13 protein-coding genes and 1 pseudogene are annotated in these 16,818 nt (G+C 41.6%); 10 read left to right on the forward strand and 4 right to left on the reverse strand.

The features are described from left to right. The 9 genes from MHN02_RS20465 to MHN02_RS20505 all read left to right on the forward strand — a co-directional run. The coding region (locus MHN02_RS20465; RefSeq protein WP_239247841.1) for an excalibur calcium-binding domain-containing protein at positions 1-610 on the forward strand (610 nt) is incomplete at its 5' end. 71 nt (positions 611-681) lie between these two features. Further along, positions 682-1,449, forward strand: a complete 768-nt coding sequence (locus tag MHN02_RS20470; RefSeq protein ID WP_239247842.1) for a hypothetical protein — start codon at positions 682-684, stop codon at positions 1,447-1,449. 893 nt (positions 1,450-2,342) lie between these two features. Next, positions 2,343-7,424 (forward strand): RHS repeat-associated core domain-containing protein, encoded by a 5,082-nt coding sequence (locus MHN02_RS20475; RefSeq protein ID WP_239247843.1) that lies wholly within the window; start codon positions 2,343-2,345, stop codon positions 7,422-7,424. Next, the gene (locus MHN02_RS20480) at positions 7,425-7,778 is read left to right on the forward strand and encodes a hypothetical protein (RefSeq protein ID WP_239247844.1); all 354 of its coding nucleotides are present in this window, start codon (positions 7,425-7,427) and stop codon (positions 7,776-7,778) included. It abuts the gene before it with no gap. A 198-nt stretch (positions 7,779-7,976) separates the two neighbouring features. After that, the gene (locus MHN02_RS20485; RefSeq protein WP_239247845.1) at positions 7,977-8,450 is read left to right on the forward strand and encodes an RHS repeat-associated core domain-containing protein; all 474 of its coding nucleotides are present in this window, start codon (positions 7,977-7,979) and stop codon (positions 8,448-8,450) included. A 1-nt stretch (position 8,451) separates the two neighbouring features. Continuing rightward, positions 8,452-8,610, forward strand: coding sequence for a hypothetical protein (locus MHN02_RS20490; RefSeq protein ID WP_239247847.1), 159 nt, complete (start codon positions 8,452-8,454; stop codon positions 8,608-8,610). Continuing rightward, positions 8,603-8,920 carry a hypothetical protein gene (locus tag MHN02_RS20495; protein ID WP_239247848.1) on the forward strand — a complete coding sequence of 106 codons (318 nt, stop codon included), beginning with the start codon at positions 8,603-8,605 and terminating at the stop codon, positions 8,918-8,920. Before MHN02_RS20490 ends, MHN02_RS20495 begins: the two co-directional genes overlap by 8 nt. 249 nt (positions 8,921-9,169) lie before the next feature. Further along, positions 9,170-9,982 carry a hypothetical protein gene (locus MHN02_RS20500; protein WP_239247849.1) on the forward strand — a complete coding sequence of 271 codons (813 nt, stop codon included), beginning with the start codon at positions 9,170-9,172 and terminating at the stop codon, positions 9,980-9,982. A gap of 58 nt (positions 9,983-10,040) precedes the next feature. Then, positions 10,041-11,555, forward strand: a complete 1,515-nt coding sequence (locus MHN02_RS20505) for an LA2681 family HEPN domain-containing protein (protein WP_239247850.1) — start codon at positions 10,041-10,043, stop codon at positions 11,553-11,555. Between the two features lie 174 nt (positions 11,556-11,729). Here MHN02_RS20505 and MHN02_RS20510 read toward each other — a convergent pair whose 3' ends face one another. Continuing rightward, a complete protein-coding gene (locus MHN02_RS20510; RefSeq protein ID WP_239247851.1) occupies positions 11,730-12,023 on the reverse strand; it encodes a hypothetical protein in 294 nt (97 codons plus the stop codon). Between the two features lie 285 nt (positions 12,024-12,308). Between MHN02_RS20510 and MHN02_RS20515 the strand changes: the two genes are divergently transcribed. Further along, entirely contained in the window at positions 12,309-12,689 is a 381-nt protein-coding gene (locus MHN02_RS20515) for an MbcA/ParS/Xre antitoxin family protein (RefSeq protein ID WP_239247852.1), read from the forward strand. A 95-nt stretch (positions 12,690-12,784) separates the two neighbouring features. Here the strand turns inward: MHN02_RS20515 and MHN02_RS21850 are convergent, their stop codons facing one another. The 3 genes and pseudogenes from MHN02_RS21850 to MHN02_RS20525 all read right to left on the reverse strand — a co-directional run. Further along, the gene (locus MHN02_RS21850) at positions 12,785-13,159 is read right to left on the reverse strand and encodes an antitoxin Xre-like helix-turn-helix domain-containing protein (protein WP_343212276.1); all 375 of its coding nucleotides are present in this window, start codon (positions 13,157-13,159) and stop codon (positions 12,785-12,787) included. A 589-nt stretch (positions 13,160-13,748) separates the two neighbouring features. Continuing rightward, positions 13,749-13,979 (reverse strand): hypothetical protein, encoded by a 231-nt coding sequence (locus MHN02_RS20520; protein WP_239247853.1) that lies wholly within the window; start codon positions 13,977-13,979, stop codon positions 13,749-13,751. Positions 13,980-14,456: 477 nt separating this feature from the next. After that, positions 14,457-16,818 (reverse strand): annotated as a pseudogene (locus tag MHN02_RS20525) (Tn3-like element ISShfr9 family transposase); the annotation flags it as partial.

A 16,818-nucleotide genomic window follows, 5' to 3' on the forward strand; every position in this document is an offset into this window, starting at 1 on the left:
CCAATACCCTTATCCCCAGTCTGTAGAAGATGAGATTGTCCGCTCAATGGGGGGGAAGGTATACGGCCCCTATACTGGAAGATACTTCAAGACAGATAGTGAAACAGATATCGAACATATTGTCAGTGTTTCTGAAGGGCATGATTCAGGCCTTTGTAAAGCTTCGCCAGAAGTGAGGATTGCTTTTGCTACAGATCCTCTAAATCTAACTCTAGCAGCGCCTAACGTGAATCGATGTGGTGCTGGTGGTAAATGTGGCTACGACGGCGGTGAATGGCTACCGGAAAGAAATAAGTGTTGGTTTAGTCACAGCGTTGTTGCTGTAAGAAAAAAGTATGGCTTAACGATTGATAGAGCAGAGGCAACTAGCCTTGAAGAGGTTATGAGTAATTGCTCAAGTTTTGAAATGGTCTATGAGGACACACACGCTGAGCAAATGGATTTTGCTGCTAGTGGCGCCAGTAACCCCTTAGAGCGGTATGACACGAACAACAACGGCAAGATTACCTGTGCTGAAGCCCGAAGCCATGGCATTACCCCTGTCAAAAGAAGCCACCCAGCTTATGAGTTTATGTTTGACAGGGATGGTGACGGCATTGTTTGTGAGTAAAAAGATTAATTTATGTGTGAAGTTAGTTAGTTCGAGTACAAATTTTAAAACGGCTAGAAAGGAGTCTGCTGGTGGATAAATCACTTGCTAAAGGATTAGTGAACCGGATCATGCGCAAACTGCATCATCAGTTTAGTGAGCCGGATTTTGTGGTTCATGGTAGCCATCGCAAACAATGCAAGGCAGTACTTGCTAGGTGTAAGGAACGTTCATCAGCCACACTGATTTCACAGCGCTTTAAAGATACAAAGAATTGGGAAGTTATATGGGGTGAATGGGTTTTGTTTTCTAGCAAGGCATCACTTAATGCGCCTCGCATGCCCATTGAAAGTTACGACAAAATTGCCTTTGATTTAACGTTTACTAATCCTAAAACGTCGATGGGCGCTGGCGTCTTCTTTGTAGAGCTTTCAAAACATTCGCTTGTAAGGCTCATTATGCGGTGCGGTCACGAGGTGAAAACGCCATCGGACCTTTGGAAATTTCTGCAGAGAATGACTCGCCCACTATTATTTGCTGCGCTTGAATTGTCTCGTAATAACAATGGGGCAAACGGTGAGGGGTACACACTTGATGAATACAAAGCGATTGCTAACGGTTTATCTTCTCAAACACAGCAATACGTTATTATCGATGGCTTTTATATACCCTTAAGCTACACAATTAAGCCGAATAAATTCGATGGGGTTTCTCGAGTAGTAACAGTGAAAACGTTCATGCCGGATGATTACGAAAGCAGTAAACGGGCATTGGAAAACGAAAAGCCCTTAACACCTGGGCGTGATTTTTTCGATTACACTGATGTATTTCCATTTTTGAAAAATAACATCGGGAGTTAGCTCCATCTGTTCAAAAAAAGAGCGGCATAACGCGCATAGTATCGTATAATAAGATTGAACGTTGAGAAGCGTCCGGCTATTTAAAATCGCAGTGAAAAAAATTAAATAAAAATGAAATAAGGGCACTTCATAGCCCTCGCATCAAGCGCTAACAGACAAACGGCCTTTTAATATGTTAGATACTACGTTTAATTTTATTAACATGATGCATACAACCCAACCAGCACTCTGCTATTTGGCCATAATGTTCCTGTTCTTTGACAGGGGATGTAAAACCATGGAGGTTTATTGGCAAACTAGGAAATAACCGCTGGTCATTGTTAGCTAAAAATTCCAAGCCCTCTTCATGAGGGCTTTTTTGTTCCTGTGACCCATCCTAAGTAACTTATAGAGGCTATTTACAGTGTCTAAATCACCAACTTTAATTGAGGGCCAGAGTTAATATTGCCCTGACATTTATGGGTGAAAGTTAGACCTGCTCTCTATTGCCCGGTACGTTAGAGTACAAGAGGTAAAATCTTCGAAAGTGATTTGAAAATTTGGAACGGTCTGGATATGGCGTCAATTTGCTACGCTTACTTGTACTAACTCCCCTAATGTAAATATGTAGACCTAGAAGCTATGCACTTTGCAAAATCCTTATCTATATAAAAAGAGTAAATATGAGTCCACGTGATGCTCTAAACCTCTAGTTTCATAAGCCATTATTACTACTAGTCATCGCAAGCCTGTAGCGTTAGATATTCTTGAAATCCGAATACGGATTCAACTCACTGCTGGTGTCTCATTTCTTTTTATCGCGCCTAGTGAAATAGTTCTTGTTTTTTTGCGAATATCATGCACTTAATTATCAACTTCGACATTGGAAGTCTATATCTCAAAAAAGGAATTTTATGAACCACTCTTATTTCTCTGGTTTTAAAAACCTGCCTAACATAAAGCTTTTTATTATCATTTTCACATTTATGGCCTTCTCTTCCGAGAGTAGCCAAGTCTCTAGTAAATCGTCTGCTAAAGGTGAAGTTAGTGCAAGCGTAAGTGTCATCGATCCTGGAGGACCTGGGTTTGAAGATAGTATTGAAAATTATATTCCGCCCAAAACCTTCACGTATAATTTTAATGAGTTAAATAACGTTACAACCGATGTTCCCACACTGACAACTGAGCTAATGGGGGACCATATAGATCCCTATACTGGTACAGTTTCGTGGCAACATACAGATGTTTCCATACCCGGTAATTTCGACATAGATGTATCTTTAACTAGAACTTTGCACGACACAGGAAATTGGTTTGGCGCTACTAGAGAACTTGGCAATTGGAGCTTAGCCATTCCCCATGTTAGGACATCATACGTAACTGAGTTAGACGGAACTCTTACGTCAGCGAAGTTTGGAATTCAACCTGCATGGTATCGTAACGAGGCTTGCTCAGGAGGTCTCAATGCAAATCCCGACTTCCACAAGTTAATAAGAGAAGGAACGGTTAGATATAACTTCGAACTTAAGAAAGAAGATTATTGGCAAGGTGACACAATTAGTATTCCTGGGGTTGGCAGTCAAAAAATCTTACAGGATGGAACGGTTAAAAAAACAACTTCACTTTGGAAAATTGAATGCGTCGATGTAAATGGAGTAGATGGTTTTAGAGTTACACTTCCTGATGGAAAAGCTTATACATTCGGTAACCTTAAAAAATTAAAATCGTTTAAAGATGTTTTTCTTGTATCTATTCCAGCTTGTATTCCTCAATGTACGGTTCCTCCTATTAGCGGAGAAAGTCTACCTAACGAAAAAACCCGCATGCAGCTTGTGCATGCTTTTATGCAGGTTACTGAAATCAGAGATAGATTTGGCAACTGGGTAAAATACAGTTACGACACTAATGGTAACCTCGATAAAATCACATCATCGGACGCACGCACGATAGACGTCAGTTTTACCTCAGGAGCCGATGCACGTGTTCAGTCTGTAGTAGCCAATGGCAGGCAGTGGACCTATTCGTATGACGCCCCTACAGCAACTAATAATAGCAGTGTCTATAGGTTGAAAACAGTGACTCGCCCTGACGCCCGCAAGTGGCAGTTCGCATATCCAGATTCGAGTGCGAAATTCTGGAGACAAGACAGAATTGCCGAGAATACGCAAATTGATGGCACTTTTGCCACAATGTGTTCGGCCGCTCTTAATGGCGACTTTATTACGATAACTCATCCAGGTGGAGCAGTTGGTAGTTTCGCATTAAAGGAGCGATGTGTAGGCCAAGCTGCTGTACCGAAGCTTCCTGAACATAACCACTTTGGACAAGGTGGTCCATATCAAAGTTATGAGCTGCAAATTTTTAGTCAACAATTTGTTCTTAGCAAAAAGACACTAAATCTCGGCGGAGGTACTATTTATCCTTGGTCCTATAATTATAGCGATATCAACGGATACTTTTATGGGGATACTAAACCAAACAATGCTACGTTAGAAATAGACGGCATGCCAACATATGCTGATGTGAGTTTTATCGAAGAAGATATTGCAGATGTTAACGCTACGTTGGTCTCCAATCCTGATGGAAGTCACAACTTGGCCGTTAGTGATCGGCGGTATGGATATCTCAACGGACAGCAATTATATAGTGCGACATACGATAGTAACTTTAATTTAGTGAGTTATTCTAAGTCATTATTTGCAGTTAGCCCAATCGATTACGGAAATACTAAAGAGTGGGTAAGTGCTATTCCAGAGTACATGACAAATCCTGTACCCCCACAATTTTCTGGGCAATATGCTTATGATAAGGCAATTTCTTCTAGTAAGCATATTCGATTAGTAGAGAAACATATTTCTTTACAAGACGAGGGCATCAGCACCGACTATAAAGAAATTTTCAGTAATTTTAATACTTACGAAAAGCCTCAATTGATTGAGCAGGACGGTCCGAGTGGTAATCGGCGAATTAAACAAGGGTTTGCGCACAACACTGCTACTTGGGTTCTCAATAAACCCACTACTGTAGATGTAAGTATAAATAACGAATCTTATAAGAGGTTATCAGAGTTAACTTATTATAGCGCGACCTCTTCTAACACTTCCTATCGGTTTCAAGTAAAAGACGAAAAGTACTTTGGAACAACACGTAAGACTTATTCTGGCTACCACAGCGCAACCGGGTCAAAAGGTCAGTTGCAGCATGTTGATTTGCACTTGAACACCTCTGGAGCCAAGCGACGAATAACCTTTGAAAATTACAAACGTGGCATTGCACAAACTGTTAGGGTCCCCAATCGTTATACAACCGGTACAATGTCAATGACGAAAGTGGTAGACAATAACGGCTGGGTTATAACGTCTACAGATTTCAATGGTACTTCTAATCGTTATAGGTACGACAAAGTTGGCTTAATTGCGGCAATGGACTTAGAAAGTGATACGTCTGTTAGTGATGGAAATTGGCGTGATCAGTTATTCAGCTATTCTTATCTAAGTAGTGGAGGTCTGGTTAGAACAACTCGACATTGTACCTTAAATGCTGCGATGGATGCTTGTAGTGGGAGTACTTCAATTACGACTACAGAAACGTTTGATGCACTCTATCGGCTGACGAAAAGAAGAATTAATGGAAGTGCAGAAGATCGATATCAACTATTTGATTACAATGCCAACAACCAGGTAACTTTTGAATCATTCAAAAGTGGAAGTAGCAGTGAGTCTCGTGGTACGACAAAGACTTATGATGCCATTCGCCGTTTGAGTACGGAATCAGTATCAGGGTTGGGCACTACTCAATACAACTATCTTGCAGACAACTCTCTAGAGGTTGTTGACGCCAATGGCAATTCTACAAAAATTTCGTATCGCTCTTTTGCGGCACCGAGTTATCAAACAACTACGATGATAGAGTCTCCAGAAAGAGTCACTACCGATATTACTTATGATACCTTTGCCAATGTAAAAAGTATTACGCAAAGTGGTGGCAGTCTGTCACAGACTGAAAACCGTTTTTATGATAGCAACAATAATCTTTGCTTAGTCTCGCGGAAAGATATTGGTAATGTTCGAAGCAGCTTCAATCTTTTGGGAGAACTTCAGTGGCAAGCTCATGGTACTGTGAGCAGCTGCTCGAGCTCAAAGCCGAGTTACGCAGTTGACTTTAGTTATGACAACTTGGGGGATTTACGCTATGTAAACTACCCCGATAGCTCTCCCGACATTGACTACACACTTGATAACGTAGGTAATATTAAAACTCTGAAAGCGGGCAGTGTAATTAGCAGTTACACTTACAACAATCAAAACTTAGTCGAAAGCGAGTCTGTTGTAATACCTGGACGCAGCGGAGCACTGAAAGTAGATTATCACTACAATAGTAATTTACATTTACGCGGTATCACCTACCCGGGAGGAAATCGAGTTGTCAACTTAACTCCAAATGCGTTTGGAGAGCCCACAAACATTAACCGTTCGGGAAGAACTTTTGCTAGCAATATAGACTTTTATCCTCATGGAGTCATAAAACAGTTTACCTACGGCAATAGCGTTACACACAACACCACGCTATTTGGTCAGAGTAATCTGCCATCTCGTATGGCAGATATGAAGGGTACAACTCGTTTAGCATGGTTCGATTATACCTACGACAACAATGCAAACATAAAAAGTATTCTAGACGGCACTGACAGTGGTTATAACCTCACTAATTTAACATATGATGGGTTAGATCGCCTTAAGTCAACCACCGGAGGCTCAAAAGCAGGTAGCACCTCTATAAGTTATGATGGATTAGGTAATATCACGCGTTTGGACACCCTTAATAGGTCATTAATCTATTCAATTGATTCAAACCAAAATCGACTTAAAAGTGTCAGTTCTTCTGGAAGCAAAGCAAAAGCCTATGGTTACTTTAACTACGATACTCGTGGCAATATTATTCATAACAGTCACTTTAGTATGAGTTACAACTTGGCGAATCAGATGACTGCGGCGAACGGATTTTCATTTACCTATGATGGATTCAACCGCCGAGTAAAGTCTGCGAAGAGCGGGAGCACGGCATATTATCATTACAGTCAAGATGGAAAGCTTCTCTTTAGCGAGAGTAATGGCGTTTGGAAAAACTACATTTATATTGGAAGTCGTCTCATAGCAAAAGATTCTAGTTCATCAACAAGTTTTATTCATACTGATATTCTAGGCAGCACTACGGCGCAATCTAACAGTAGTGGAACACTTATTAACAACAGTCGACGACACTATAAGCCATTTGGAGATACTTATGAGACTGCTAGTAATGAAATAGGCTATGCGGGACACAAGTTCGATAGTGAATTGGGCTTAAGCTATATGCAGGCACGATACTATGATCCAGTCATAGGTCGATTTTATTCGAATGATCCGGTAGGTTTCAAAAATGTGTATAATTTTAATAGGTATGCTTATGCCAACAATAACCCCTATAAGTACGTAGACCCTGATGGGCAGGACGCAAGCTTAGCTGCCAAAGATCCACTATTTACAGACCCCTCGGACGTTCAACCCATCCCCCAAGAAGTAAGCGTTCAACAGTTGGCGATCAATAATGCGATCGGTCTAGTAGCATCTATGGCAGGTGGTACACGAATTTCAGGTATGAAATTGAAGACTCCTGGCATACAAATATCGCCGGGAATCGTTCAGTCAAGAATTAACGTTTCTAACAAAGGTTTCGTACATACAATGCAAAATCATTTGAATCCATCCAAAAGTATGAGTAAAAGTCAGTTTACAATTAGTGCCGGTGAGTTAAAAAATACTTTACAAAGTGCAGATGTAGTTAAGTCGCCAGTTCGCCAACTTGAATCTGGCAACTTTGCACGAACAATTACCTCTGACAAAGTGGTAGGAAACGTTGCGGGTAAATTTGGTGGCTCATCAACCAAGACTTTTACTGTAATAACGGATAAAAAAGGGAACTTAGAAACTGCGTTCCCAGGAACATTGGATCAATAAATGAATCGCGTATCCCAATCAACAGCAGAAATACATGCACTGAATGAAAAATTTTGGAATCATCAGCTAATTAATGGTGATTTTTACGAGCAGTTGAAACAGTTTGATTTCGATGTGTGCAATTGTGTTTTAGTAAAAGTTTTTCCTGATAGTGCAAATACTTATTGTGGGGTGTTAGTTAGCCAAGATGGTAACGTATACGAATTTGACCTTGACCTTGAAGATTCAAATTACTCAAGCATAACAAATATCAGTGATTTTTTTATGGCTGAGTATAAAAATGAAAAAAAAACTAAGCCCTGGTCTCCAACCGTAGTCGCATTTGAGTTATTTCAAAATCAAAAAAAGGTTTAAATTCTGCGTTATCAACAGAGGGTGATATAGAAAGCTTTTAACTTTTGCCATCCTACGTCAATCGCCTCGCGACAATCGCGGGGCTTTTTTTTGAGCAGAAGCCGTGCAGACTTCACTGTCCCAGCTATACTACTAAGGTACTGTAACAAATATGATTTATTAATTATGTTCTATGGTTAGTAGTGTCGTTGTATGTATATGCAGGCACGATACTATGATCCAGTCATAGGTCGTTTTTACTCGAATGATCCAATTGGATTCCGCGATGTACATAGTTTTAATCGATATGCGTATGCGAATAATAATCCCTACAAATATACCGATCCTACAGGGATGGCTTCATGCAGTAGATCTGGCGGTTGTTCGCCATCGACAAATCCACGCAACACTACCGGAACTAATTTAGGACCAATAATTCGCGCGAATATGCCGTCTGCTTCGGCTGTTGCAGAAACTGCAATTGATTTCACACCTGTAGTTGGAGATGTAAAAGGGTTTGCTGATTTTGCGGCAGAACCATCGCTAACAAATGGGGTTGCCGCTGTAGCTGGTATTGTCCCTGTAGTAGGAGACGCAGCGGCTAAGGCTATCAAAGCATTTAGTAAAGAGAAGCAAGCGCTAGTCGATATGGCGAAAATGGATAAAAAAAGGCGGAGGTGTCACACAAGGTGATATGGATGCATATTCTGAATTAAATGCAGAGTTGCCAGATCCCTTTCCTGCCAATAAAGTAAGAGGACTTGAAAGTCATCCTAATAGACCACACGGACAAGAGCCTCATGGGCATGTTGGCCCGGTTAATCATATTCCTGAGAAGAAAGAAAATGAGTAGAGAATCAAATTATCCGAAGCTTCGAAGCTTTTGGTTTCAAGCTAGTAAAATCTTGAATATCGAGATCATTAATGATTTTTCTATAAAGCTAGAGTCTGGTGAAAGAATTCAAAGCATATTGTTAGTAAAAGGATATGGAAGCCGTGAAGGGATGTTGATATTACCAGAAGGTCTCCAGAGTCAAGCTCAGCGTGATGAATTGCTCAACAAAGGGTTTGGTTATACTAGGATGTATGAGCCTTTAGAATCAGAAGAATTTGATATTGGTGATTTTGAAGAAATTTTAGAGGACTGGGGTAAAACCATTTAGGATCTTTTTTGAATCCAAAGCCCCGCCCTTCGATGGTGGGGCTTTTTTGTTGCCTTGGAATGCTGGTGAGGGTTGTTACCAGTGCTGGCTGACGTGACTTACCCGCTTTGTAGTCAACTAACATTGCACCGCACTCGCCGAGATCTTTGCTTCACCGATCTAAAGGAAATAATATTTAAATGCTTCAGATACGGACGAATCTTTCCAATGTAAATATGCTGGGAAAACTAGAACTAATGGATAATTAACATGACTCTTCCTAATGACAACCCAACACTATTTTGCAAAGCTTTTATCCAACGAGAACTTGACAGTTACAAAAGCGATAGCCCTATTTGGATGACTTATTGGCCCGTAATGGAAAGAATGATAGCGCGAGCAGATGAACTAAAGCTTCCGTTTAAAGAGCTGGTTGATGCTTTTGGCTATTCAGATAAATTTGAAGGATACCCGCCTCACAACTCGTTTATATGGCTGACACTGGAACACATTTGGTGCAGCTTCGACTACCGTAAAGAAGATGTAGTTAACGCCAGAGACGACCTAAAAGAGTTACGAGCACTAAAAGAAGATATAGTTGAATTAGCATCAAAGCTATCTGCTAAGTTACAGCGCCAATCTGAGTTATATGAAGTTTCAGGGTTTTCAAAACCTGATTATCAATTCATAGACGATTTAATCGAACAGGCTAGTGCAGATAACTATTTGTACAAGTGGCATGTTTCTGAAAAGTTGAAATCTTTGACATTTCAATATGACCTGAAATATTGGCCTAGTATAGCGGACTTGGTATCTGCTATTGCAGACTTTGAAGACGCGCAACCAAATCCAACACATATACAATACCCAGAGTATGTGATTAATGGCCGAGAATCAGATATAAAAGATTTTGTTCTGTCATTTGATGGACGTTTTGATGAGCCAAATGATTTAAAAACAGGCTTTCGTTTTAGCAATAACGCTGTCGCAGACATTATAAATGTTGTTCTAGATTTACCTGTCGATAAATTGGCGACTGGTGATGCTGTTAGAACAGTTCGTAAGCGCTTCAAGCAAAGTTGAGGTATGTTAGACAGTTAGTTCAAGAATAAGAACCAGCCAAAGCTAATAGGGAGATTGTGTGGACTTTAACGAGGCGAAATCAATATTGAATGGTCTTCTAGAAGACAACCCAATCATCGCCATTAGAGAAGCAAAAAAACTCAGTGGTGATCCTAGCTTCCTGTTGCTTAAAGGGGCCATTCTAATTGATGCTGGCGCTGCCACAAAAAGCCACGAAGACGTCAAAGAAGGGGTAGAAGTAATGGGATTTGTTTCTTCTCTTTTACCCGATGATCAATCCATTTTGTACAATCTTGCGAATGGATATCATGCGCTAGCAACTACTTTAGTGTTGAAATGTCCTGAGTGGTATCAGGTGACTTACGAGTATAGATTGAAAGCAAGACAACTCTTTTACGGAGTTGGATGCTATGACAAAACGAGCAAGGAAATAAAAACTCAGTCGTTTACGAATTTAGGTAATTTGCTTTGGTCTTCATACCGGTGGGTTGAAGCCTATGATGCATATAAGCAAGCCATGTTGGTAGATCCCGGAAATGGAACAGCGAGCGCTGGAGCACTAAAAATATTGCGTTACGCCTATTCGAACAACATGGGCAATGAAGATTTGTTAGTTTCGGAAATTGAAAGTCTAGCGACGCATGTTAGAGCCAACATCGAAAGCATTGCTAAATACAGTGGAAGAGCGGCGGTACAAGGCATATTGGAAGCAATTAAGGATATCCCAAATGGCGATTGTACATCATCTCCAAAGCCAAAAGACGCCTATGAAAATTTTGTGTTAAGGCACTCGCTTACCTTGTCCCCAACTATACAGAGATATGCGCATGAGAAGGAAAGATGGGATGAGCTAAATATCTATTCGGTAATACTACCGAGAGGAAGTGAATACCAAGTTCCAGAGGTTTTCGCGATGTTCAATGTAATGAAAGCCGATTATATTCTTGCCCGTAAATTGCTCTTTGACGGGGTTGAAGATAAACAAACTGAAACAGGCTCATATGCCGATACTCTGGATTACGCTAATTACGGGGTCAGATCTTCATTGTTAACATTGGCACAGCGGGCTTCACTTGATTTGTTAGACAAAATTGCAGTCGCCTCTCTCTCTTTTTTTAATATTGAGAACGCACGAAGAGCTTCTTTTAAAACGGCTTGGTACAAGTCAAGTAAATCCAATAGGAACACCTATCGGCCTGAGGTGGAAGAAGAAATAGTGAAAGGTAATACGGCTTTACTTGCCATTACTGAAATTGCAAATGACTTATCGGAAAGTACCGGATTTTTGAAATCCAAGCAAGATGTTCGAAATTCCTCAACTCATCGATTCACGGTACTTCATGACTTTGGTGTGGCAAGGACTGAACCATCTGGTTGTATTGAGCATATGGATGAGCGCAAGTTCATTTCAGAAGCTATTGAGACGTTAAAATTAGCCAGAAGTGCATTGATTTACTTCGTTCAGATGATTGATATTCATTCTGAAAGATTTCAGGAGGAGAATGAAGGGCTTATCTGTACACTTGATGTTCCTTCTCATGAATACATACGGCATGGTAAACGCGAAAAATAACTACAAAACGATAAACCTATTTTGAGCAGTTATTCAGATTTTTGTCTGGCATATGATAAATCAAACTAAGTCATAAATTATGGGGGATAAAATGAATCACTATGAAAGCAAGTGCTTTCTTTGTATCCGTAATTCAACGAAAAATCAGAAACAGTTAATTATGGCGGCACGAATTCAACAGTCGAGTTTCAAGCCAAAATTTTCGTCAGTAGAATCGTTCTTATCGCCAAACATTAATTCTGTCTTACGTTTATCCCTAAGCGCGTAAAAAGCAATCATAAAACAACTTTCACAGAGATCTATCTGATAGCATTGGCCATCTTGCTTGGAGCCAAACCCCCACTTAGCCCGCAGTTCTCCGCACTCTTCAAAAGCTTGTCCATCGACATCCACATACAAACTTTTTTCACAAACATCGCAAACTCGATCGACTACCGTATCTACTGACTGTTTCTTGATTATCTTCATAGTTACTCCCTAGCAAAAATGTCAGAATCGTAAGTTGATTATGGCTGTTTCCGCCAACTTTACATAAAATGATTTTATGTTGTACCTTCGATCTTGATCTGGAAACGCTTGAAAATGGCCGTATTCGAGGGGTTTACAATGTGTTGAGGCCTGATAAGCGCAGGGGTGGAATCATAAAACTGTTCAAAGAGTATTTACCATATTGGTGTTACAGCCCTTATCGTCACCTGTGCATTGAAAAATATAAATAGGTTTAGTTGCCATTTACTTTTGGAGATTTTTGAAATGTCCCCTTTAGAGCAATCTAAGTTAGCCGAAAAGTCTGCTCAAGTTGCAATCTCAACTTTTTTTAATATTATGAATGCATGGCAAGTAAAAGTCGAAGATCAAGTAGTTCTCCTGGGTAAACCTTCAAAATCAGAATTTTACAATTGGAAAAATGGCCACGTTTCAAGTCTGCCAAATGATACATTAGAACGAATTTCTTACATTCTGGGTATTTACAAAGCTCTACGAACTCTGTTTCCAACGCTCGAACAAGCTAGTGCGTGGCCTCTGAAACCTAATAAGGATTTTAGCAATAGGTCGGCATTAGAGGTCATGTTAGAAGGTGGCGTAACTCATTTAAGCGACGTCCGTAGATACCTTGATGCTCAACAAGGTTAATGCAGACTCTCCAGATACTTTGAGTTGAATTATTAACTAATTAACGAGCTCTGGTTTAAAGGTCCGAGTGAATGCCAAATGGTAGTTTTTAGCGATTAAGCCTTACCGATAGATTCAATACGTCGGTATACTTCACGTAAAGAATGAATTGAGCTCGATTTTTCAAATATGATAGACAGTGGCGATCTCCCGCTGAAAAATTCATTATGATTTTTCATGGACATGAAGCCGTATACATTCTCAATGTTAGAGAACGTTGACTTTAGGGCCATGTGAATATTGACTATATAGCTCAAACGTTCGAGTTGCTCGGTAGTCAAGTCAGGGGATTCAGCGTCTAGGATAAGTTTATGAAGAGTGAACTCGGATAATCCCAGTATGGACGCTTTTTGTGAAGTGGTGCATCCCCAGTGGTTTAGAATTTTTATGCACAATTTTAAAGCAGAAGAACTATCTATATGATTCGACATAATTTTTTAACGCACCGCCGTTTGTGAATTCATTAAGCTATTTCCATTCCTTGCTAGTATGTATGTAATGCCTGGTTTGATAGGGTAAAAGCGATTGTATATGTGTTTTAAGAGACTCTTGTAGTCCCCAACGTTTGGCCAACGGATCCCCTGGGAGTCGATTATTATTTATAACGGAACTCAAAGGCGGCATCTCTAAACGTTTGCTAACCATAATCTCTAGCTGATGAACCGCCTCTCTTAAATTTTCGCGTACAACGGGAGCAACACAATGAAAAGCTAACAATCTCTCAAGCAAGTAACCAGCTCTTTGGGTATGTTGTGGATCGCAAACTAACGACACGTCAGGAATAAAATTCTCGTACCAAATAGCTAGAGCCAAGGTTTTAATTGACTCTGACGAGGCGTCTTCGAGATTCTTATCGACTATTTCATTAAACGTTTTTTGAAACGAATTACCACTTATCATAAAACACAAAAGTCTGCCCATGTCCCCCCAATTATCTAACATCTCAGGGCCAAAAAAAATACGTCAAAATGATTCACTATCAGGTGACGGGGCGTTACTCTGCGCTCGGGCTTATTGAAGTTATTGAAATCCCCCAAATTCTCTTTCCGTAATCCAGTTGTTTAGTTCGTGAATTCCTTTGGCTTGATATCGTTCTACTACTTGCCGTGGTGTTAAATTGTCGAATGCAGCGAGGCGCTCAGTATTGAACCAAATCCTTGTTGCTTGCTCTGAGTCAAACCAGTCGTTTACGCGCTGCAATAGCTCGGTAATTTCTGTTGGCTCAATCGAGCCCTGAATAAATCTGTTCATCGCGTCACCTAGAGAACTGTCGTTTGCCGGTTTACTGTAACTGTCGGTTGAGAAAATACTCGCTAGTAATTAATTAATCTTAGCACTTAATCTCAGTAACCAATTTGAATTAAACCTGAAAACCTCCTTTTGACAAAGATTCGTCGTTGTCCCGTTAAAAAGCCTGTTCATTTCAGTAAAAGAAGCTGTGGTCCAGAATGATCACATAGGTTGGTCCACCCGTTTGCCACTCTTTGTTCCATTTGTGAATTCTGACTGGTCCCTGTAGATGGGATTTTACATCTGCATATTCCCATCAGATGGAACATTAGCTGATTTGACATAGGAACACAGTAGGATTTTTTTCTGGACCACAAAGGACATGAGAATGGACCACTGTGGGGTTCTAGGGATTTTCCCCTCTAAAAAGACATAATCCTCTGTAGACCACACCAATAAATGGCTGCGGAGGTGGTTTACTTTCAGCTTGGAGCCTAAGGGCAATTTCCCAGTATTAGTGAAGTTATACGTTCCGCTTAAGTTGATATTTTGCCACGCAACGGGCGAAACAGCACGAGTGATACCCGCTTTCTCTTCATCTCCTCTCGCTTCAAAGTGTCCCAGCAGATGACTCAGTATCGCGGAGTTGAAGTAGATGATCGCGTTGGCAAGCAATCTTGCACATTCATTCCAGATAGCGATTTCACTCTCGTTTTTGCCTCGGAACTGATCGCCATTCACCGACGCAATAGCCCGTCTCAGGAAGTGCCACGCTTCTCCCCGGTTAAGGGCACGCTGAACGTACTGCCGCAAACTGGCATTGTCTATGTAATCCAGTAAATATTGCGCTTTGACCAGTCGATTATACTCCGTCAGCGCCTGTAATGTCGGGTGCCCCGAAGGATAACCAGACAACTTTCTTACCAGCATTGCCTGTGTCGTTCGCTTTGTCTGAAGTGACAGAACAATGCGCCTAATATCCTGCCATCCCGTTTCGATGACATTCGTCCTGATGGGCTTTTTCAGGGCAAGGTTGGTGCCGCCGTGTTCATTTTCAGTTACGTCAAACAGATCATTGATGACACTACTGAACTGCGCGTATCGCGGTGCAAAACTGTAACCGCATAGATCCAGTAAGGCGAAGTTAACATGATTGACACCGTGTGTATCTGTCGAGAGTACGTCAGGTTTGATTTCACTGCTGTTGGATTGTAACAGGTCATAAATATAGTGTGATTCGTGCTCGTTGGAACCGATGATCCGAGCATTGAGGGCGCTGTGGTTGGCCACCAGTGTCATGGCCGTGATCCCTTTGTTGGTGCCGAAATACTTAGAGGAGTACCGGGTTTTAAAGGTTTCCAGATGGGTTTCGAATTTCTGACCATCCGCACTGGCATGCAGCTGGTCCTCCTGAATATGGTAGTGGCGGAAGATGGGTAGCGCTGCAACCGCATTATTGATCACGTCGCTGGCGTCATGCAGCGTTTCAGGCCGGATATAGTTGGCCTGCACCGTACTCAGGTGTTCATAGCTTCGATCGGAGATCTGCGCCATGCCATACACACCACGGTGAGTGGCGTTGGCAATCAGAATGGCCAGTAAATCATCCTGATGAGTGAACCCTTGTTTTTGTATCGGAAGTACATGAGTCAGACATTTCATGAACCCGGTTTCGCGCTCTACATACCGCAGTACATCCGCGATACCGACCGGTTGCATTCGCTTAAAAAAGGGATTGTTGACCAGAGATGTAGCGCTTTTGGTCGGCAGACGCCAGCGGGTACCGGTACGATTTTTCATGATCACATTTCGATTGTCTCCCTCATCAATATGGAGAGCAACGTCTTTGAGTGCACTTTCCAGCCGGTGTTGTTTCTCCTGTAACAATAACTCTGCGGGCTGTTTTAGTCTGTCCAGTGTTGATGAGGCCAGCAAGGTATCCTGCGATGTCTGGGGGATCAGGTCGTCTTCCAGTGCGCGGTATTTGGTAACATTTGGCAAATAAATGCGTCCATTCAGTCGTGAGGTTAACTGCCGGTAGAGCAGCCATTCGTAACGTTGCGGGTTAACGTTATCCTGTTTAACCAACCATGGGAGGTGCTTTTTCGGGATGAGCGACGTATCCATCGTCTTCAGTGGTCCACCGAATGCGATTTCCGTCTGCATCTGTTGAAGTTGGGCGACGACGGCTTCTGAGCCTTTACCGGCCTCACATTCAAGGCACAAGAACACCTGCCTTAACAGTTGCTCCAGGAGATTGCATTGTTCATCGTAATGTTGCCACTGGTACTCTTCCACGGTCCGTTTCTGTTTTTTCAGGTAAAGGCAGAGGGTCTGGATATCCCTGTCATTCATGACCTTCAATGCCTGTTGTCTGACTACTGAGAAGGGTTGATTATCATCAATGTTCTCATCCACAAACAGATGCAGTAACTCTGCCGCTTTCGTGACATTGTCCGCGGCTGACTGCCAGGACAGGAACACTGCTTGTTGTGCAAAGGTGTTGGCAGCTTCTTGTTGCTTGCGGATATGGTAAATGAACCCATCAGTTAACCGTTCCAGTGCCAGTTGTATCCGCTCTGTCAGGTGACATAGCAACCATAGATGCTGCTGTGCGCGTTTGAATCGTTTGAGTTTACTACCGTAATAGTTGATGAGCTCACCGAAGTGTTGTCGATTTTTAAGAGACAGATTAAGCCCATCGATAACGCCATTGATTTGCGTGCGCCATGGCGCTAACTGATGATAAAGGGCAAGCTCTTTTTTAAGTTCAGGTACGGTCAGACTTTTTGCACCGCCTCTGAGCTGGTTCAGGCTTAGTCCGTCATCAATGGCTGTTATGCTGTCCAGAAAGACGTGA

Origin of the sequence: Alteromonas sp. CNT1-28 (assembly GCF_022348345.1) — a bacterium.
Classification (GTDB): Bacteria; Pseudomonadota; Gammaproteobacteria; order Enterobacterales; family Alteromonadaceae; genus Alteromonas; species Alteromonas macleodii.

Bases quoted from the DNA above. Each gene is read 5' to 3' on its own strand.
- MHN02_RS20475 (WP_239247843.1), top strand. From the start codon at position 2,343: ATGAACCACTCTTATTTCTCTGGTTTTAAAAACCTGCCTAACATAAAG.
- MHN02_RS20480 (WP_239247844.1), top strand. From the start codon at position 7,425: ATGAATCGCGTATCCCAATCAACAGCAGAAATACATGCACTGAATGAA.
- MHN02_RS20485 (WP_239247845.1), top strand. From the start codon at position 7,977: ATGCAGGCACGATACTATGATCCAGTCATAGGTCGTTTTTACTCGAAT.
- MHN02_RS20490 (WP_239247847.1), top strand. From the start codon at position 8,452: ATGGATGCATATTCTGAATTAAATGCAGAGTTGCCAGATCCCTTTCCT.
- MHN02_RS20495 (WP_239247848.1), top strand. From the start codon at position 8,603: ATGAGTAGAGAATCAAATTATCCGAAGCTTCGAAGCTTTTGGTTTCAA.
- MHN02_RS20500 (WP_239247849.1), top strand. From the start codon at position 9,170: ATGACTCTTCCTAATGACAACCCAACACTATTTTGCAAAGCTTTTATC.
- MHN02_RS20510 (WP_239247851.1), bottom strand. From the start codon at position 12,023: ATGAAGATAATCAAGAAACAGTCAGTAGATACGGTAGTCGATCGAGTT.
- MHN02_RS20515 (WP_239247852.1), top strand. From the start codon at position 12,309: ATGTCCCCTTTAGAGCAATCTAAGTTAGCCGAAAAGTCTGCTCAAGTT.
- MHN02_RS21850 (WP_343212276.1), bottom strand. From the start codon at position 13,159: ATGTCGAATCATATAGATAGTTCTTCTGCTTTAAAATTGTGCATAAAA.
- MHN02_RS20520 (WP_239247853.1), bottom strand. From the start codon at position 13,979: ATGAACAGATTTATTCAGGGCTCGATTGAGCCAACAGAAATTACCGAG.